The following is a 16,574-nucleotide window of genomic DNA, read 5'->3' as shown; positions in this document are numbered from 1 at the left end:
CTCGGCCTCCCGGCAGGACGATACGTGCGCATCGCACCGTTTCGGGGGGACGAGGGAGCCTGGCATGGCGGATCCTGGGATGAGCGTGACTCCCTACTGGGAGCTGACCTTCGACACGGACGGGGACGCCGACGGCACCGAGCGCGACCGGCTGTCGGCTCAGGTCACGGACCACGGTGTCCGTGACCTGATCGTCTTCTCGCACGGCTGGAACAACGACCGCTCGGGCGCGACCGCGCTGTACCGGCGCTTCTTCGCCCCGGTCCCGAAACTGGCCCCGAAGGCCCGGCTCGGATACGTCGGCGTGGTCTGGCCGTCGATGCGGTTCAGCGACGAGCCGATCCCCGACTTCCCGAGGTCCGTGGCGGCCGTGGAGGCGGTGGCGGCGGCGCCGCGCCCGGCATTGGACAAGGACACCCGGCGGGCGCTGCTGGAGACGTTCCCCGGCCGGGCGACGGTGGTGGACCAGCTGGCCCGCCTGCTGGACGAACGGCCCGGCGGGAACGAGGGCCTGGCCGAGTTCGGGCGGCTGGTGCGGCTGCTGCCGGCCGGGGAACCGCCGGGCGTGGCCGACACCGACGAGCCGGGCGAACCGGCCGTGCCGGGCGGGGATCCGGTGACCGCCTGCGAGCAGTTCGCACAGGCACTGGCGGCGCTCGACGCGTCGGCGAGGGGGGCACGGTTCAGCTTGCCGAATCCGTGGGAGGGTGCCAAGGAACTGCTGCGGCAGGTGACGTACCACCAGATGAAACGGCGGGCGGGTACGGTCGGTGAGCGCGGCCTCGGACCGCTGCTCGGGCAGTTGGCCGATGCGGTGCCCGGGGTCCGTGTGCACCTGGTCGGGCACAGCTTCGGCGGCCGGCTGGTGGCGTTCGCGCTGCGCGGGCTGCCCCCGGGCGTGACCGCGGTGAAGTCGGTGACCCTGCTCCAGGGCGCCTTCTCGCACTACGCGTTCGCGGCCCGCCTGCCGCACGCCCCGGACCGGTCGGGAGCGCTCCGGGACCTGCAGCGGCGCATCGACGGCCCGCTGGTGTGCTGCTACTCGCACTTCGACGCGGCTCTCGGCACGTTCTACCCGCTGGCCTCCCGGCTCACCGGGGACGACCGCTCCTGCGCGGGTGACGAGATCGCGGCCGTGCTGGGGCCGAGGTGGGGTGCCATGGGACACGACGGGGTGCAGGCGGTACCGGGGACCGCCCGCCTGGACCTGGCGGCCGCCCTGAGCGGACGGCTGCCCGCGTCGGGGTGCGTGAACGTGGACGCGGCGGCCGTGGTCAGACGCGGCGGCGCGCCGTCCGGGGCGCACAGCGACATCGTGCACCCCGAACTGGCGCGGGTGGTGCTGGCGGCGGGACGCGTCTCCTGACCCGCCGCCGACCAGGCATCCGCCGGCGCGTGCCGACGCCCGTCCGCCGGCGCCGTTCTGCCGGCGCCGTTCTGCCGGTCACCGGTCACCGGTCACCGGTCACCGGTCACCGGTGTGACGTGTACTCCACGACCTGCTGGAACGTCGGCCGGTTCTGCCAGCTGATCTTGCCGTGTCTGATACCGCCGAGGGTGCGCTGGGCGATCGAGTCGGCGCACCACTGGTCGCCCGCCGAGCACTGGTCGTCGCCCGGGTAGACCTGCGCGGCGGTCAGGCCGGCCGCCTGCTTCAGGGTGCCGGTCAGGACGTCCCGGCAGGCGCCCAGGCTGCCGCCACCGCAGTACTTCCGCGCGAGTGGGCCCTGCACGGACTCGCCCAGCACCGACCGGATGTCCTTGTCCACGTACGACCACCAGCCGTACTGGAAGGAGCTTCCGGCGTGCGAGCCGGTCGGGCCGTGTCCGGCGGACGGCGTCTCGTCGACCGGCAGGTTCGCGGTGATCGCCGAGTACAGGTCGTCGCCGAGCCCCGGCTGGAACTCGGCCTTGACCAGCAGCGGCCACCACGCGTCAAGGATGCGGATCGCGTCGGCGTCGGCGTACGTCTTCGAGCCGGGCGACGTCACCGTGCGCTTGGCGCCCGCGCTCACCCACGTCTGCAGCTTGCCCACCGCCGCGGCGACCGTGGGGTCCGTCACGGCGGAGGAGTTGATCACCTTGAGCAGCTTCGGCAGCACGTCCTCCGCGCGGAGATCGGCGAGACCCGCGTCCGCCATGGCCTGCACGAGCTTCGTACGGGTCACCCCGCCGGCCGCGACCAGCTTCTTCACCCGGTCGTCCAGCAGGTTCCCGCGGTGCACGGAGCCGTCGCCCCAGGGCGCGGTCGTGTAGTCCTTGGCCTGCTTGTTGTTCCAGGAGACGTAGTAGTCCTGGTCGACCGAGTTGGGGTGGGCGGAGGCGGGGGTGTAGTCGGCCGTGTTGGTGGCCGGGTCCCAGTTCTTCCACTCGTACGCCGGCCGCGCCCACACCGGGAACTCGGCGTCGACGCCGCCCGCCCGGACCGGGTTGTCACCGCTGTTGTAGTACGCGGTGTGCTCGGAGTCGGCGTAGAACCAGTTGAACGTGTAGTTGATGTGCTGCGCCGCGCTCTGGAAGTCCTGCGGCCCCTTGACGTAGCCGGGGTCGTTGAGCATCTGGAAGCCGATGATCGAGTCGGCCTCGTGCAGGTAGGAGGAGCGCAGGGTGGTGTAGGCGACCTTCTTGCCGCCGACGGTCGCCCGGTACTCCACCGGACCGTACCGGGTCCGCCATGCGCGCATGGTGTACGACCCCTCGGCGGTGCCGTCGGCCGTGGTCGGCTTCCAGGCGTTCTTCTGCTCGACCTTCTCCATGGCGGTGCAGGTGCCGTGGTACAGGTAGTGGTAGTCGTCCTGGCACAGTTCGACCGCGTAGGTGTCGATGATGTCCTGACCGGAGGTGGTGGCGCTCCAGGAGTAGTCCTGGCCGCGGCCCAGTTCGACGTACATGCTCAGACCCGCGAAGGAGGCGCCGCGGGCGCTGATGCCCGGGCCCTGGATCTCCTGGAGCATGAGCAGTTGCGGCGCGAAGTAGCCGGTCTGCGGTCCGAAGACGGCGATCGGGTGGCCGCCGGCGGTGTGCTTGCCGCTCACGACCAGGGCGTTGGACATGCCGCGCCTGGCGGAGCCGAGCGTGGTCCTCGCCGCGGTCGCCGAGGTGCTCCTGGCGGCGGCTGTGGCCGCGCTGCCGGTGCGGTCGTAGACGAGCGGTTCCTGGGTCACCGAGCCGGCGTCGGGCAGTGCCTCGCCCTGGGCGTCGGCGGGCCTGGCGCCGTAGGGGAAGCTCTCGCCGTTGTGGACGGTGAGGACGGCCTCGGGGTCGTTGCGCTCACGGAAGGACTCCCAGACCCGGGTGCCTTCCTCGACGCCGTACTTGGCCTGGGCGGCGAGCAGGGACAGCGCGTTGTTCACCTCGCCGCCCCCGCCGGAGCCGAACAGCGAGCCGATCACGGAGGCCAGCGCCACGAGGTCGGTGACCTTGAAGTGTTCGATGGTGCCGGCGTTGGTGATGGAGTCCTTGTGCCCGGTCAGGACGTACTCGCCGGGGAAGTAACGGCCGCTGTCGGAGGCGTCGATGTAGGCGTTGACGCCGGCGAGGTAGGCGTTGACGTCGGCCAGGGCCTGCTGGCCGCGGGCACCGTTCTGCGCCACGGCGTTGTCGATCTGCGCCTGCAGGTCGGCCTCGGTGTAGGGGGCGTTGCGGTAGAACTGCTGCTCCAGGCCCTGGTTGGCGGCGGCGCCGCCCGCGAAGGAGGTCAGCCGGCCGCGGCCCACGTGCCGGAAGACGTCCATCAGCCAGAGCCGGTCCTCGGCCGCCGCGTACCCGGCGCCGAACTCGGTGCCGTAGCGGGTGGTGCCGGTGATGTGCGGCACACCGGTCTTCTTGTCGCGGACGATGGTCACGTCACTGCGGCCGGCCGGTTTCTCGGTGGAGGCGACCTGGTCGGAAGGGACGCCGAAGGAGGCGTCGTTGAAGAAGGTGTTGATCTTCGCGTCGGTGAGGCCCGAGTAGCCGGTGGCCAGGCTGGCGTACGGGCCGAGCTGGTCCTCGGCGTGCGCGGGCTGGGTGCCGAAGACCTGGTTGAGCAGGATCTGCGCGAGCGTCGCGTTGCCGTTCTCACCGGGCGGCAGGATGTCGGAACACTGGCCGCCGCAGTGGTCGGCGGCGGCCGCGACGCCGGCCGCCGCCGATGCGGTCTGGGTGAGGGGGGAGAGAAGACCGGCTATCAGGACGCATACGGACGCGGTCTTCAGGAACCCGGGGAGACGGCGGAACGTTCTCAGTCTGTCAAAGGCGATACGTGGGGTTCGCCGTGGCATGGCAGCTCCTAGCGACAGGGGTGGCCGAACGTTACCGCCGGTATCCCCCAGTTCAAAGATGAACATGCGTCACTTTCCGGAGTACGCAAGCAGATCCCGAGAAGAGATGGAGCCGAATCGCCTGTCGATACGTCTATTCGGCGACGTCCGTGCGACGACGCCGAAGTGACCGAAGTACAGGTGCAGGTGTGACGGAGGTGCAGGGCGATGGCAGGTTTCCGGAGTCTGGCGAGACAGGTACGTGACCCGGGCTGTGATCTGGCACTGCGGCGGTACTCGCTGCGCAAGTGCCTCGAGAAGTTCGCCCCTTACGGGCATCGGGCGACCTGGGACCACCTGTGTTCCCGGGCGGGTTTCGGCCCGGAGGACCGCTCCCCCGATCCGGCGCGGCTCGTGGCCGCGCTGGAGGAGCTGGAGGCGGCCCGTGACGTCTGGCTCGCCTACGAGACCGACTTCACCGAGCGACGGAAGAAGGAGAAGCACGACGGGCTGCGCCGGCCCGGGAGTGTGGACGACTGGCACCGGCTGACCTGGGGCGGGTTCGGGGTGGCCTGGTGCGACGACCCCGGGGTCCACCCGGAGGCCCCGCTGGCGGAGGTGCTGCGCCGGCTGATCGCCGCGCTGGAGCGGGAACCGGGTTCGTGCTGCCCGGTGTGCGGTGGAGAGCGGCTGGTCTGGAGGTACGGCCTGGACCACGAGCCGTCCTCGGGACCGGTCTGCACGGACTGCGGGATCCTGGTACCGCGGCCCGTCCTCGACCCGCGGGTCCTGCAGTTCGCCAGGCGGGAACGCCTGTTGATGTCGGCCTGAGCGGCCGGGGCGCCACCGGGTGCGGTCCGCGCGACGGGCCGGCACCGGGCAAGGGGGGTGCGCAGGGGATGCCGCACCCCTTCCGCGGAGCGGCCGCGGGCCGGCGCTGAAGGTGATGCGCACGCTCAGCCGGCGGCTGCGGCACCGGCCCGGTACGGGTGATCCCAGCGCTCGCCCTCGGGGAGGGCGAGGAGTTCGCAGCGGACGGCGAGGGCGTGCTCGCCCAGCGCGTGCAGGCGGGCGGCGCCGGGGCCGGACAGCCAGGCGCGCAGCTCGGCGACCCCCGTCTCCTCACTCTCGTCGTACCACCAGGAGAAGGGGGAATGATCGGCCATGTGGTCGTAGAGCCAGGTGTCGGCGCAGTTCAGAGGTGCGCGTCGGCGACCGGACCGGGGTCCCAGGCGGCCAGGAACGGGGCCACGGTCCTGGCGATCTGCACGGCGTCGCCGCCGACCGAAGATCGCGACGCTACCAGATCCAAATCGGGTCGCTCCACCCTTTTCCTGCGCGGAGAGTGGGAGGCGATGAAACACGCCTGACGGGTCTGAACCCGCCCATTCCTCCGAGGAGTTGCGATGTCGACGCTGCGCGTCACCGCCGAAGTGCTGACCGTCCACGAGCATCCGAACGCCGATGCGCTGGAGCTGGCCCAGGTGGGCCTGTACCGGGCCGTCGTCGCCAAGGGCTCGTACCGCACCGGCGAGGCCGCCGTCTACATCCCCGAGCAGGCCGTCCTCCCGGCAGGGCTGATCGAGGAACTGGGGCTGACCGGGCGGCTGGCGGGCGGCGAGGCCAACCGGGTCAAGGCGGTGCGGCTGCGCGGTGAGCTGTCGCAGGGCATCGTGTGCCGGCCGGCGGAGCTCGGGGACGTCGACCTGGTGCGGGCGGCGGCCGAGGGCACCGACTTCGCGGAGCGGCTGGGCATCACCAAGTGGGTGCCGCCGGTCCCGCCCACCATGAACGGAGACGTCGAACCGGCGCCCGAGCTGTTGCCCTGGGTCGACATCGAGAACATCCAGCGCTACCCCGGCATCTTCACGCCGGGCGAGCAGGTCGTGCTGACGGAGAAGCTGCACGGTTCGGCGTGCCTGCTGACGTATGTCGCCTGCGAAGGGCGGGCGTATGTCTCCTCCAAGGGCTTCGGCGCCAAGTCCCTGGCCCTGAAGGAGGATCCGCGGAACCTGTACTGGCGGGCGGTGCGCGCACACGAGGTCGCCGAGACGGCGGCGCGGCTCTGCGAGCGGCTGGGCGCGACCCGGGTCGGCATCTTCGGGGAGGTGTACGGCGCGGGAGTGCAGGACCTGACGTACGGCGCCGACGGGCGCAGCGAGACGCTCGGCTACGCGGCGTTCGACGTGTCGGCGGAAGTGGACGGCGCCGTGCGCTGGCTGGACGCGGCGGAACTGCTGGACGGGGAGCTGCCGGTGGTGCCTCGCCTGTACGTGGGGCCGTACGACGTCGAGCGGGTGCTGGAGTTCACCGGCGGACGGGAGACGGTGTCCGGGCGGGGGCTGCACGTGCGTGAGGGCGTGGTGATACGGGCCGCGGTGGAGCGGTACAGCGCGGTGACGGGGGGCCGGGCCATCGCCAAGTCGGTCAGCCCCGCGTACCTGACGCGCAAGGGCGGCACCGAGTACGAGTGAGGCACCGCCCGCTGGGCCGGGCGGGGGTGGGTATCGCTCACCCGCGCTCGCGGGGTGCACCCGCGCCCACCCGCGCCACCCCAGCGGCACGACTGCCCGCAGACGGTGAAGCCACGCAAGCACCCCCGAAAGGGGCGCGAGGAACTGCGCGACCAGCCACGACGCACCCGCGGGTCGGGGACGACAGCAGCGCCCCGAAAGGGGCGCGGGGAACTGCGCGACCATCCACGACGCACCCGCACCCGACAACGGCGCCCTAGTTTCCGCGGCGCTCCGCCAGCAGCCGCGAACCCGTCAGCCGCTCACCGAACACATCGTCCGGATTCGACAGCACACACGTCTCCAGCGACAGACACCCGCACCCGATGCAGTCGGTGAGATGGTCCCGCAGGCGGTTCAGCTGGCGGATCCGTTCCTCCAGTTCCGAGCGCCACTTCTCGGACAGCCGCGCCCAGTCCTCCTTGGTCGGCGTCCGCTCCTCGGGCAGTTCGGCCAGGGCTTCCCGAATCGTGGCGAGCGGGATGCCCACCCGCTGGGCCGCGCGGACGAACGCCACCCGGCGCAGGGTGTCGCGGCTGTAGCGCCGCTGGTTGCCGGAGGTGCGCCGGCTGGAGATCAGTCCCTTGGCCTCGTAGAAGTGCAGGGCGGACACCGCGGCACCGCTGCGCGCGGACAACTGGCCCACGGTCAGCTCGTGGATCTTCTCGGGAATCTGGGGCACTCCTCAGAGATTACAGAGACCGCCCACCCGGCCGGCCGCACGCCCGTTGACAGCGGCCTCCCATCCGACCATGCTAAGCAGTCGCTTAGAGACGCGAGCGAGAGGCCGGGAACATGGCAGAACCGAGGACCTTCACCTCCCCCGACGAGCTGAAGGCGGCCGTGGGCGAGCAGCTGGGCCACACCGACTGGCTGGAGGTCGACCAGAAGCGCATCGACCTGTTCGCCGAGGCGACCGGGGACCACCAGTGGATCCACGTGGACCCGGAGAAGGCTGCCGCCGGGCCGTTCGGGACCACGATCGCGCACGGCTACCTCACCCTGTCGCTGCTGCCGCTCTTCGGCCCGCAGCTCATCCGGGTCGAGGGCGTGAAGATGGGCGTCAACTACGGGACGAACAAGGTCCGCTTCCCGGCCCCCGTTCCCGTCGGCTCCCGGCTGCGCGCCACCGCGAAGATCACCGGCGTCGAGGACGTCACCGGCGGTGTGCAGGTCACGGTCGCCTTCACCGTGGAACGTGAGGGCGGCGACAGGCCGGTGTGCGTCGCCGAGTCGGTGGCGAGGTACTACATCTGAGCCCGGAGGCCCGCCGCGAAGCCCGGAGGCCTGCCACCGAGCCCGGTAGCCGGCCTCTGAGCCCGGAGGCCCGCTACCGCGCTCCCACCATCCGCAGCACGAGGTCGGCGTAGAGCGCGCCGACCTCCTCGGGGGTGCGCGGGCCGTCCACCGTGAACCAGCGGGCCACGTCGATGCACAGCGACAGCACGGCGAGCGTCGTGCCGTGCACGTCCAGCACGTCGAACTCGCCCGAGGCCACGCCGTCCTCGATGATCCCGCGCACCTCCGCGTCCACCTGACGGCGCAGCGCGACGATCTCGGCGCGGGCCTCGGGGCCGAGGGCGTCGAGCTCGTACTGCACGACCCGTGCGGTGGTGCGCCGTCCCGCGTGCCAGCGGACGAAGGAGCCGACCGCGTCGGCCAGCCGCTCGGCCGCGGTGCCCTCCCGCTGCGACGCGGTGCGCAGGATGTCGAGGGCCTTGTCGTGGCCGATGCGGCTGATCCGGTGAAGCAGCTCTTCCTTGGTCTTGTAGTGGATGTAGAGGGCGGCCGGGCTCATGCCGGCACGGCCGGCGATGTCACGCGTCGTCGTCGCGTGGTAGCCGCGCTCGGCGAAGGCCTCCACGGCGGCGACGAGCAGCCGCCGGGCCGCGTCCGGGGTGACCTCTTCCCACGGCTCCACTTCGCCGCCGGCCGTCTCCTCCGCCGTACTCATCGCTCGTTCGCCCCTCTCGCCGACAGAAGCACCACCATACCGCCGACGGTGAGCGGGCGCTTAGTGCAGCCGCTCAGAGCTTTTCGAAGGGGTCGTGCTCGGCGAGCAGCTTCTCCAGCCGGGCCTGGTCGACCCGGCTGACGATCTGCCCGGCCTCCTGGCGGTCCCGGATGACCTTGGCGAGGGTGAAGGCGGACGTGACGAGGTAGAGAACGGCGATCGCCAGGAAGCCACGGACCCAGGCGCTGGCCTCCAGCCGGAAGATGCCGATGGCGGTGGCCGTCATGGCGACGGCGAAGGAGGCGACGGCCTGGCCGTAGAAGGCGGCCGTGCTCTGCTGTTTGACCGGTGTGTCGCTCATGGCACCCAGCTTCGGCGCACGTGGGCCGCGCCACATCCGCCGGGATACTCAGAACGCGCCCCGGCAGGTACTCAGAAGGCCGAAACGCCGGTCAGGGAGCGGCCGATGAGCAGCTTCTGGATCTGACTGGTGCCCTCGTACAGGGTCATCACGCGGGCATCGCGCAGGAGCTTGCCGGCCGGGTACTCGTCGATGTAGCCGTAACCGCCGAAGACCTGCAGAGCGTTGTTCGCGGCGCGGACCGCGGCCTCGGAGGCGAACAGCTTGGCCTTGGAGGACTCGACGGCGAACGGCTCGCCGCGGTCGATGAGGTCGGCGACCCGCCAGGTCAGCAGCCGGGCCGCGTCGACGTCGACGGCGATGTCGCTGATCAGCTCCTGCACCAGTTGGTGACGGGCGATGGGCCCCCCGAACTGCTCTCGCTCACCGGCGTAGCGCACGGCCGCGTCCAGCGCCGCCTGGGCTATGCCGACACAGCCGGCGGCCACCGACATCCGCCCCTTGGCCAGCGCGGACATCGCGACCGAGAAGCCCTTGCCCTCCTCGCCGAGCATGGCGGACGCGGGTACGCGGACATCCTCCAGGACCAGTTCGGCGGTGGCCTGGCCGCGCAGGCCGAGCTTGCCGTGGATGGTGCGGCGGGTCAGGCCGGGGGTGTCGGTGGGCACCAGGAAGGCGGACACGCCCTTGTGGCCGGGGGCGTCGGTGGAGCGGGCGAAGAGCAGGACGACGTCCGCCCAGGTGCCGTTGGTGATGAACATCTTGGTGCCGTTGACGACGTAGTCGTCGCCGTCACGCACGGCCCGGGTGGTGAGGCTGCCCGCGTCGGAGCCGGTGCCGGGCTCGGTGAGGCCGAAGCAGCCGACGTACTCGCCGGCGGTGAGTCCCGGCAGCCAGCGCCGCTTCTGCTCCTCGCTCCCCCGGGCGGCGATCGTCTTGGCGACGAGACCGAGGGAGACGGACACGATGCCGCGCACGGACGAGTCGCCGCGGCCCAGTTCCTCGGTGACCAGGCAGTACGCGAGGTGGTCGCCGCCGGAGCCGCCGTACTCCTCGTCGATGGTCAGCCCGAGGAAGCCGACGTCGCCGAGCTTCTTCACGATGCCCCGGTCGACCTCCTCGGCGCGGTCCCAGGCGACCGCGTGCGGGGCGATCTCGCGCGCCACGAAGTCCTGGGCGAGCTGCCGTACGGCCGTCTGTTCCTCGCTGAGTCCCAGGTTCACCACGAGATCACCCCAACCGACCGGAATACATCGCCGGATCTTGAAAGCCAAACATTTAAATTAGCACTGCTAGTTTCTAGCCGCAGCCCTACTATGTGCGCCATGGCCCGACCGCGCAAGCCCCTCCTCAGCACCGACCGGATCGTCGAGACGGCCCGGGACCTCGTGGACCGGGAGGGTCTGGCGGCCGTGTCCACCCGCCGGCTCGCCGCCGAGCTGGGGGTGAGCGGGCCCTCGCTCTACAACCACTTCCGCACCAAGGACGACATCCTGGAGGCGGTGGCGGACTCGGTGAGCGCGCTGGTCGATCTGTCGATGTTCGAGGACGGCCGGGACTGGCGGACCGCGCTGCACGACTGGGCCGTCTCCTACCGGGCTGCCCTGCGCGACCACCCGAACATCGTCCCGGTCCTCGCACGCGGCCCCGGCCGCCGCCCGGCCGCACTGCGGCTCGCCGACGCGGTCTACGGCGCGATGGTCGAGGCGGGCTGGCCGCCGGCGCAGGCGACCTCCATCGGCGCGCTGATGCGGTACTTCATCATGGGCTCGGCACTCGGCTCGTTCGCCGGGGGCTTCGTGGACGACGCCAGCGCGTACGACCCCGCCGACTACCCCCACCTCGGGCAGGCCCACCTCCTCGCCGAGCAGCAGGAGAAGATCGACGAGCGGGCCTTCGAGACGGGTCTCGGCGCGCTGCTGGACGGGCTCGCGCAGCAGTACGAGCAGGTGCGGGTGTGAGGACGCTTCGGCCGTCGCCGAAGTGCCGGTGCCCCATGCTGGGTGCATGAGCATCAAGGACCCCCAGGCCGCGGTCCTCGCCGCGGCCTGGCCGGGCTGATCGCCGACCGGACCCGGGCCACGTGCCTGCTCGCGCTCCTCGGCGGGCGGGCCTGGACGGCCGGCGAACTGGCGCGGCACGCGGGCGTCGCCGCGTCGACGCTGAGCGAGCACCTCGGCAAGCTCGTCGCCGGGGGGCTGCGCGCGGAGGAACGGCAGGGCCGGCACCGGTACGTGCGGCTGGCCGACGCGCGCGTCGCGCAACTCGTCGAGGATCTCCGGGTGCCGTACCGCCGGGCAAGCGAACCCGTACCCACCTGGCCGCAGCCTCGGCCGCCCCGTCCGAATTCCGCCAGCCGATGTCCTGTCGGCTACCTAGCCTCGGGAGCATGATGAACGCCGACCGGAACCGCGCCCGCATACTCGCGACCACCGCCGCCGCCGTCTCCGTACTGCTGTGGGCCTCCGCCTTCGTGTCCATCCGGAGTGCGGGCGAGGCCTACTCCCCCGGCGCGCTGGCCCTCGGCCGGCTGGTGGCGGGTGTGGTCGCCCTGGGGGTCATCTGGGCCGTACGCCGGGAGGGGCTGCCGCCGAGGTCCGCGTGGCGGGGCATCCTGCTGTCGGGGCTGCTGTGGTTCGGCCTGTACATGGTCGTCCTGAACTGGGGCGAGCAGCAGGTGGACGCGGGCACGGCGGCGCTCGTCGTCAACGTCGGCCCGCTGCTGATCGCCCTGCTGGGCGCCCGGCTGCTCGGTGATCCGATGCCGCCGAGACTGCTGGCGGGCATGGCCGTGTCCTTCGCGGGCGCAGTGACCGTGGGGCTGTCCATGTCGGGCGGAGGCGGCTCTTCCGTGCTCGGCGTGCTGCTGTGTCTGCTCGCGGCCGTCGCGTACGCCTTCGGGGTGGTCGCGCAGAAGCCCGCCCTGGGGCGGGCGAGCGCGTTGCAGGTGACGACGTTCGGGTGCCTGGTCGGGGCCGTGTGCTGCCTGCCGTTCGCCGGACAGCTGGCGGGCGAGATCGCCCACGCCCCCGTGCAGGCGACCTTGAACATGGTCTACCTGGGCGTCTTCCCGACCGCGCTCGCCTTCACCACCTGGGCCTACGCCCTAGCCCGGACCACCGCCAGCCGGATGGGGGCGACCACGTACGCCGTGCCCGCGCTGGTGGTGCTGATGTCATGGCTGGCGCTCGGTGAGGTGCCCGGGGTGCTCACGCTGGCCGGCGGGGTGCTGTGTCTGGCGGGCGTGGCGGTGTCGCGCTCCCGGGCGCGCGGCGGGCGGTCGACCCGGGTCGCGGCCGGGCAGCCGCGACCCGAGAAGGTGCCCTGAGCGTCAGAAGACGACCAGCGCCCGGCCGCCCTTGCCCGCGAGCATGTTCTCGAAGGCCGCCGGAATGCCCTCCAGACCGATCCGTTCGGTGACCAGTGCCGACAGGTCCATGCGTCCCTCGCGCACGTGCCCGGCGATCACCGGCAGATCGCGGGCCGGGTCGGTGTTGCCGTAGACGCAGCCGGAGAGGGTGCGGCCCCAGTGGAAGAGTTCCAGGGCGTTGAAGGTGACCTGCTGCTCCTTGCCGCCGATGCCGACGACCGTCGTACGGCCACCGCGGCGGGTCGATTCCCAGGCGGCGCGGATGGAGACCGCGCGGCCCACGCACTCCACGGAGACGTCGACGCCCTGCTTGCCGGTGAGGGCGCGGATCTCGCGGGGGGTGGTGTCGGAGGCGAGGACGTAGTCGGTGGCGCCGGCCGCCCGGGCCAGGTCCTCCTTCTCCGGGGAGACGTCGACGGCGATGATCCGGGACGCGCCCGCGATGCGGGCCGACTGGAGGGTGGCGAGGCCCACCCCGCCGACGCCGAACACGGCGACCGTCTCTCCGGGCCGGACGTGTGCCGAGTGGTGCACGGCGCCGTAGCCGGTGAGGACGGCGCAGCCGAGGAGGGCGGCGTCGACCAGCGGGACCCCGTCCGGCAGGGGCAGGGCGCAGGACGCCGGGACCACCGTCTCCTCGGCGAACGCGGCCACGTTCAGGCCTGGATGGAGGTCGGTGCCGTCGCTGGTGCGGGCGTGGACGCCGGCGGCGCCGTTCATCGCGTTGGCGCACAGCCAGACCTCGCCGAGCACGCAGGCGTGGCAACTGCCACAGGAGGGGGCCCAGTTGAGGACGACGGGGGCGCCGGGCGCGAGATGGGTGACGCCCTCGCCGACGGCGACGACCGTGCCGGCGCCCTCGTGGCCGAGGACGGCCGGGACCGGCACCCTCATGGTGCCGTTGGACAGGGACAGGTCGGAGTGGCAGACGCCGGCGGCGGCGAGGCGGACCCGGACCTGTCCGGGGCCAGGGTCGGGCAGCTCGATGCCGGTGATCTCCAGCGGGGCGCCGATGGCGGGCAGGACGGCGGCTCGTACGGCCATGTGTCTCGGTCTTCCTCAGAACTGTAGGGACTTGGTCTGCAGGTACTCGGCGAGTCCGTGGCTGCCGAGTTCCCGGCCGACTCCGGACTGCTTGTATCCGCCGAAGGGTGCGAGGGGGTTGAACCGGCCGCCGTTGATGTCCACCTGGCCGGTGTCCATGCGGCGGGCGAAGGCCACCGCCGTGGCCTCGTCGGCGGCCCAGACGGCGCCCGCGAGGCCGTACACCGTGCCGTTGGCGATGCGCAGGGCGTCCTCCTCGTCGTCGTACTTCAGGATCGACAGGACGGGACCGAAGATCTCCTCCTGGGCGATCGTCATCTCCGGGGTGACGTCCGCGAAGACGGTCGCGCTGACGAAGTAGCCCTTCTCGTGCGGGGATCCGGGGCCGCCGGCCACCAGCCGGGCGCCCTCGGCGACGCCCTTCTCGATGTAACCGCGCACCCTGGCCTGCTGCTCGGCGCTGACCACCGGACCGATGCGGTCGCCGTACTTGACGGCGGCGCCGGCGGCCAGCTCGACGGCCTCGTCGTACCGGTCGCGGTGGACCAGCATGCGGGTCCAGGCGCTGCACGTCTGGCCGGAGTTGGACATGACGTTGGCGACGCCCACGTTGACGGCCTTGGCGAGGTCGGCGCCCGGCAGGATGACGTTGGCGGACTTGCCGCCGAGTTCGAGGGCGACCTTCTTCACTGCCGCGCCGGCCACCGCGCCGATCTGCCGGCCGACCGCGGTGGAGCCGGTGAAGGAGACCAGGTCGACGTCCGGGTGTTCGGCGAGGGCCCGTCCGGCGACCGGGCCGAGGCCGGTGACCAGGTTGAACACGCCCGCGGGTACGCCCGCCTCGTGGACCGCCTCGGCGAACAGCTGGGCGGTGAGCGGGGTGTCCTCGGCGGGCTTGAGCACGACCGTGCAGCCGGCGGCGAGTGCCGGGGCGACCTTGGCGACGATCTGGTGGAGAGGGTAGTTCCACGGGGTGATCGCGCCGACCACGCCGATCGGCTCGTGCAGGACGGTGGAGTTGCCGACCTTCTCCTCGAAGGGGTGGGCCGCGGCCAGCTCGGCGTAGGAGCCGGCGACCGCGATCGGTACGCCGGCGTGCACGGCCTGGGAGAACTGCAGGGGCGAGCCGAGTTCGGCGGTGACCGTCGCCGCGATCTCGTCCTTGCGGGCCGCGAGGGCGTCGCGCAGGGCGGCCAGACGGGCGGCGCGCTCGGCCGGAGGCGTGGCGGACCAGGCGGGAAGGGCGGCGCGCGCGGCGCGGACGGCGGTGTCCACGTCGAGGGGGCCGCCCGCCGGCACCCGGCCGATGATCTGCTCGTCGGCGGGGTTCACGACCTCGATCACGTCCGTGCTCTCGGCGGAGCGCCAGGCGCCGTCGATGTACAGGCCGTCGTGTGCCTTCATGCTGCTTCCTCCCGGCGGGGCTGCGTCGTCCGGCACACAAACTAGCGATGTTAGTTTTCGTGCACCAGACGGTCCTGAGCCGCAGACGTACCGGGACATCATGACGAACGGACCGGCCGGTGCGGACACCGGCCGGTCCGCCGGTCACTTCACGGCGGTGACACCGGCCATTCCGTGGCGATCACACCGGTCACTTCGTGGCGGTGACACCGGTGATTCCGTGGCGGTTGCACCGGTCATTTCGTGGCGGTGAAGTGGGCGAAGACCACCACGTTGCTGGTGTAACCCGTGCGCCGGCTGAAGAGGCCGCCGCAGGTGATCACCCGCAGTTCCGGGCGCCCGGCGGGGCCGTAGACCTCCCCGTCGGGGAAGCCGGCCTTGTCGAACACCTTCACCCGGTCCACGGTGTAGACGGCGGTACGGCCGTCCGCACGCCGTACCTCGACGGGTTTGCCGGGCTTGACGTGGGCGAGGCCTGCGAACACGGCGGGACCGGTCCTGGTGTCACGGTGGCCGACGGCGATCGCGGTGCCGGACTCGCCCGGCGTGGGGCCGCCCTCGTACCAGCCGACCAGCTTGGGGGCCTCGACGGGCGGCGACTCCAACTGCCGGTCACGGTCGAGCCGGAGCGGCGTGATCGGGGCGTCGATCCCCAGGGACGGCACACGGAAGGACGTCGGCCGGGACCGGGGCAGCGGGCGGGGCGGAGGGCCGGAGGGCGCGGAGCCGGAGGTCTCGGCACCCTCCGGGCCCGCTCCCCGCCCGTCGGCCCGGGCGGAGCCCGCACCGGGGGCCGCCACGGCGTCCGGACCGCCCGGCGGTCCGGGCGCGGCCGGTCCGCCGCGCCCGCCGCAGCGCGGCACCACGGTCACCAGGACGACCACGAGCAGGGCCGTCCTGGCGAGGCGGTAGGCGCGGGTCCGGTACCAGGGCCTGCGTCGGTACCTACGCGGCACCATGGGGCCGCCGGCGGATCACCCGGACGTACACGACACCGCCGAGGGCCATCAGGCCCACGGCGGCCGCGCCGGCCACCGGTGCGTACGCGGCAGCGGTGTCGATGAGTCCGCCGCCACCCGCGTGCACCCCGCCCTTGGGGCCGTCCTGGTCGCCCTTCCCCCAGCCCGCGTCGTTGTGCTGGTCGTCGTGCCGGCCGTCGGCGATCTGTCCGTTGGGGCCACCCTGCCCCGGATCGTCCTTGTGCTCGTCACGGCAGTTGACGCGGAAGACCTTCTCCTTGGGAGCACCCGCCACCACCCAGGTGATCTTGTACTGTCCGTCCGCGAGCCCGAGCGGATCGGTGTGCCCGGCACCCCCGGCGAGCTGGATGGTGCCGGCGACGGTGGCCGAGGTCGGCAACGGCGGCTGCGGTGTGATGGTGTAGGCAATGGTGGGCAGGACGTCGAAGTTGACGGCGTCGAGGTAGAACTTGCACACCACCGGATCGTCCTTCGAGACGCCGAAGGGCACGCCCACGCGGTGGATCCTGATGTCGCCGTTCTCCCCCTGGGCAACCGCCATGGGCGCCGCCACCCACGACGCGCCTGACGCGGCGAGAGCGGTGAGGATGACAGTGGCGCCCGCGCGAGAGCCGAGGCCACGTGGGAGTTTCAGGGTGGGCATGGACGTTCCTCCGAGTCAGACGATTTTCATACAAATCGCTCTTTCGCCTGGACTCTGCGCCATA

16 protein-coding genes and 1 pseudogene are annotated in these 16,574 nt (G+C 72.0%); 7 read left to right on the top strand and 10 right to left on the bottom strand.

Annotated elements, in window-relative coordinates; genetic code table 11:
* Window positions 1–64 precede the first annotated feature (64 nt).
* Window positions 65–1,366, top strand: coding sequence for a serine-threonine protein kinase (locus ACZ4SF_RS16030; protein ID WP_468383984.1), 1,302 nt, complete (start codon window positions 65–67; stop codon window positions 1,364–1,366).
* A 106-nt stretch (window positions 1,367–1,472) separates the two neighbouring features.
* Here the strand turns inward: ACZ4SF_RS16030 and ACZ4SF_RS16025 are convergent, their stop codons facing one another.
* Entirely contained in the window at window positions 1,473–4,262 is a 2,790-nt protein-coding gene (locus tag ACZ4SF_RS16025; RefSeq protein ID WP_468383982.1) for a penicillin acylase family protein, read from the bottom strand.
* Between the two features lie 207 nt (window positions 4,263–4,469).
* Between ACZ4SF_RS16025 and ACZ4SF_RS16020 the strand changes: the two genes are divergently transcribed.
* Window positions 4,470–5,072 carry a hypothetical protein gene (locus ACZ4SF_RS16020; protein ID WP_468383979.1) on the top strand — a complete coding sequence of 201 codons (603 nt, stop codon included), beginning with the start codon at window positions 4,470–4,472 and terminating at the stop codon, window positions 5,070–5,072.
* A 125-nt stretch (window positions 5,073–5,197) separates the two neighbouring features.
* On the opposite strand, the gene ACZ4SF_RS16015 is transcribed toward ACZ4SF_RS16020, so the two are convergent.
* Window positions 5,198–5,407, bottom strand: coding sequence for a hypothetical protein (locus ACZ4SF_RS16015; RefSeq protein WP_468383977.1), 210 nt, complete (start codon window positions 5,405–5,407; stop codon window positions 5,198–5,200).
* A 240-nt stretch (window positions 5,408–5,647) separates the two neighbouring features.
* Here ACZ4SF_RS16015 and ACZ4SF_RS16010 point away from each other — a divergent pair, with 240 nt between their 5' ends.
* Complete coding sequence (locus ACZ4SF_RS16010; RefSeq protein ID WP_468383974.1) at window positions 5,648–6,715, top strand: RNA ligase (ATP); 1,068 nt, start codon at window positions 5,648–5,650, stop codon at window positions 6,713–6,715.
* A 256-nt stretch (window positions 6,716–6,971) separates the two neighbouring features.
* Here the strand turns inward: ACZ4SF_RS16010 and soxR are convergent, their stop codons facing one another.
* Window positions 6,972–7,436: a redox-sensitive transcriptional activator SoxR gene (gene soxR, locus ACZ4SF_RS16005; RefSeq protein ID WP_468383971.1), complete on the bottom strand. Its 465-nt coding sequence runs from the start codon at window positions 7,434–7,436 to the stop codon at window positions 6,972–6,974.
* 113 nt (window positions 7,437–7,549) lie between these two features.
* Between soxR and ACZ4SF_RS16000 the strand changes: the two genes are divergently transcribed.
* Entirely contained in the window at window positions 7,550–8,011 is a 462-nt protein-coding gene (locus ACZ4SF_RS16000) for a MaoC family dehydratase (RefSeq protein WP_468383970.1), read from the top strand.
* Window positions 8,012–8,084: 73 nt separating this feature from the next.
* Here the strand turns inward: ACZ4SF_RS16000 and ACZ4SF_RS15995 are convergent, their stop codons facing one another.
* The 3 genes from ACZ4SF_RS15995 to ACZ4SF_RS15985 form a co-directional block, all read right to left on the bottom strand.
* The gene (locus ACZ4SF_RS15995) at window positions 8,085–8,708 is read right to left on the bottom strand and encodes a TetR/AcrR family transcriptional regulator (RefSeq protein WP_468383967.1); all 624 of its coding nucleotides are present in this window, start codon (window positions 8,706–8,708) and stop codon (window positions 8,085–8,087) included.
* 73 nt (window positions 8,709–8,781) lie between these two features.
* On the bottom strand, window positions 8,782–9,069 hold the full coding sequence (locus ACZ4SF_RS15990) for a YiaA/YiaB family inner membrane protein (RefSeq protein WP_468383965.1): 288 nt from the start codon (window positions 9,067–9,069) through the stop codon (window positions 8,782–8,784).
* Between the two features lie 71 nt (window positions 9,070–9,140).
* Complete coding sequence (locus ACZ4SF_RS15985) at window positions 9,141–10,292, bottom strand: acyl-CoA dehydrogenase family protein (RefSeq protein WP_468384840.1); 1,152 nt, start codon at window positions 10,290–10,292, stop codon at window positions 9,141–9,143.
* A gap of 102 nt (window positions 10,293–10,394) precedes the next feature.
* On the opposite strand from ACZ4SF_RS15985, the gene ACZ4SF_RS15980 reads away from it, so the two are divergent.
* The 3 genes and pseudogenes from ACZ4SF_RS15980 (at window position 10,395) to ACZ4SF_RS15970 (ending at window position 12,397) form a co-directional block, all read left to right on the top strand.
* The gene (locus ACZ4SF_RS15980) at window positions 10,395–11,030 is read left to right on the top strand and encodes a TetR/AcrR family transcriptional regulator (protein WP_468383963.1); all 636 of its coding nucleotides are present in this window, start codon (window positions 10,395–10,397) and stop codon (window positions 11,028–11,030) included.
* Window positions 11,031–11,076: 46 nt separating this feature from the next.
* A pseudogene (locus ACZ4SF_RS15975) lies at window positions 11,077–11,423 on the top strand (ArsR/SmtB family transcription factor); the annotation flags it as partial.
* Window positions 11,424–11,461: 38 nt separating this feature from the next.
* Complete coding sequence (locus tag ACZ4SF_RS15970; protein WP_468384837.1) at window positions 11,462–12,397, top strand: DMT family transporter; 936 nt, start codon at window positions 11,462–11,464, stop codon at window positions 12,395–12,397.
* Between the two features lie 3 nt (window positions 12,398–12,400).
* On the opposite strand, the gene ACZ4SF_RS15965 is transcribed toward ACZ4SF_RS15970, so the two are convergent.
* The 4 genes from ACZ4SF_RS15965 to ACZ4SF_RS15950 all read right to left on the bottom strand — a co-directional run bounded on the left by ACZ4SF_RS15965 (window position 12,401) and on the right by ACZ4SF_RS15950 (window position 16,510).
* A complete protein-coding gene (locus tag ACZ4SF_RS15965; RefSeq protein ID WP_468383960.1) occupies window positions 12,401–13,483 on the bottom strand; it encodes a Zn-dependent alcohol dehydrogenase in 1,083 nt (360 codons plus the stop codon).
* Between the two features lie 15 nt (window positions 13,484–13,498).
* Complete coding sequence (locus ACZ4SF_RS15960) at window positions 13,499–14,887, bottom strand: aldehyde dehydrogenase family protein (RefSeq protein ID WP_468383957.1); 1,389 nt, start codon at window positions 14,885–14,887, stop codon at window positions 13,499–13,501.
* A gap of 236 nt (window positions 14,888–15,123) precedes the next feature.
* The gene (locus ACZ4SF_RS15955) at window positions 15,124–15,846 is read right to left on the bottom strand and encodes a class F sortase (RefSeq protein ID WP_468383954.1); all 723 of its coding nucleotides are present in this window, start codon (window positions 15,844–15,846) and stop codon (window positions 15,124–15,126) included.
* Complete coding sequence (locus tag ACZ4SF_RS15950) at window positions 15,833–16,510, bottom strand: hypothetical protein (RefSeq protein WP_468383952.1); 678 nt, start codon at window positions 16,508–16,510, stop codon at window positions 15,833–15,835. Before ACZ4SF_RS15950 ends, ACZ4SF_RS15955 begins: the two co-directional genes overlap by 14 nt.
* Window positions 16,511–16,574 lie beyond the last annotated feature (64 nt).

Source organism: Streptomyces sp. NPDC027663, assembly GCF_055566415.1.
This window is presented reverse-complemented; position numbering and strand designations above follow the sequence as displayed.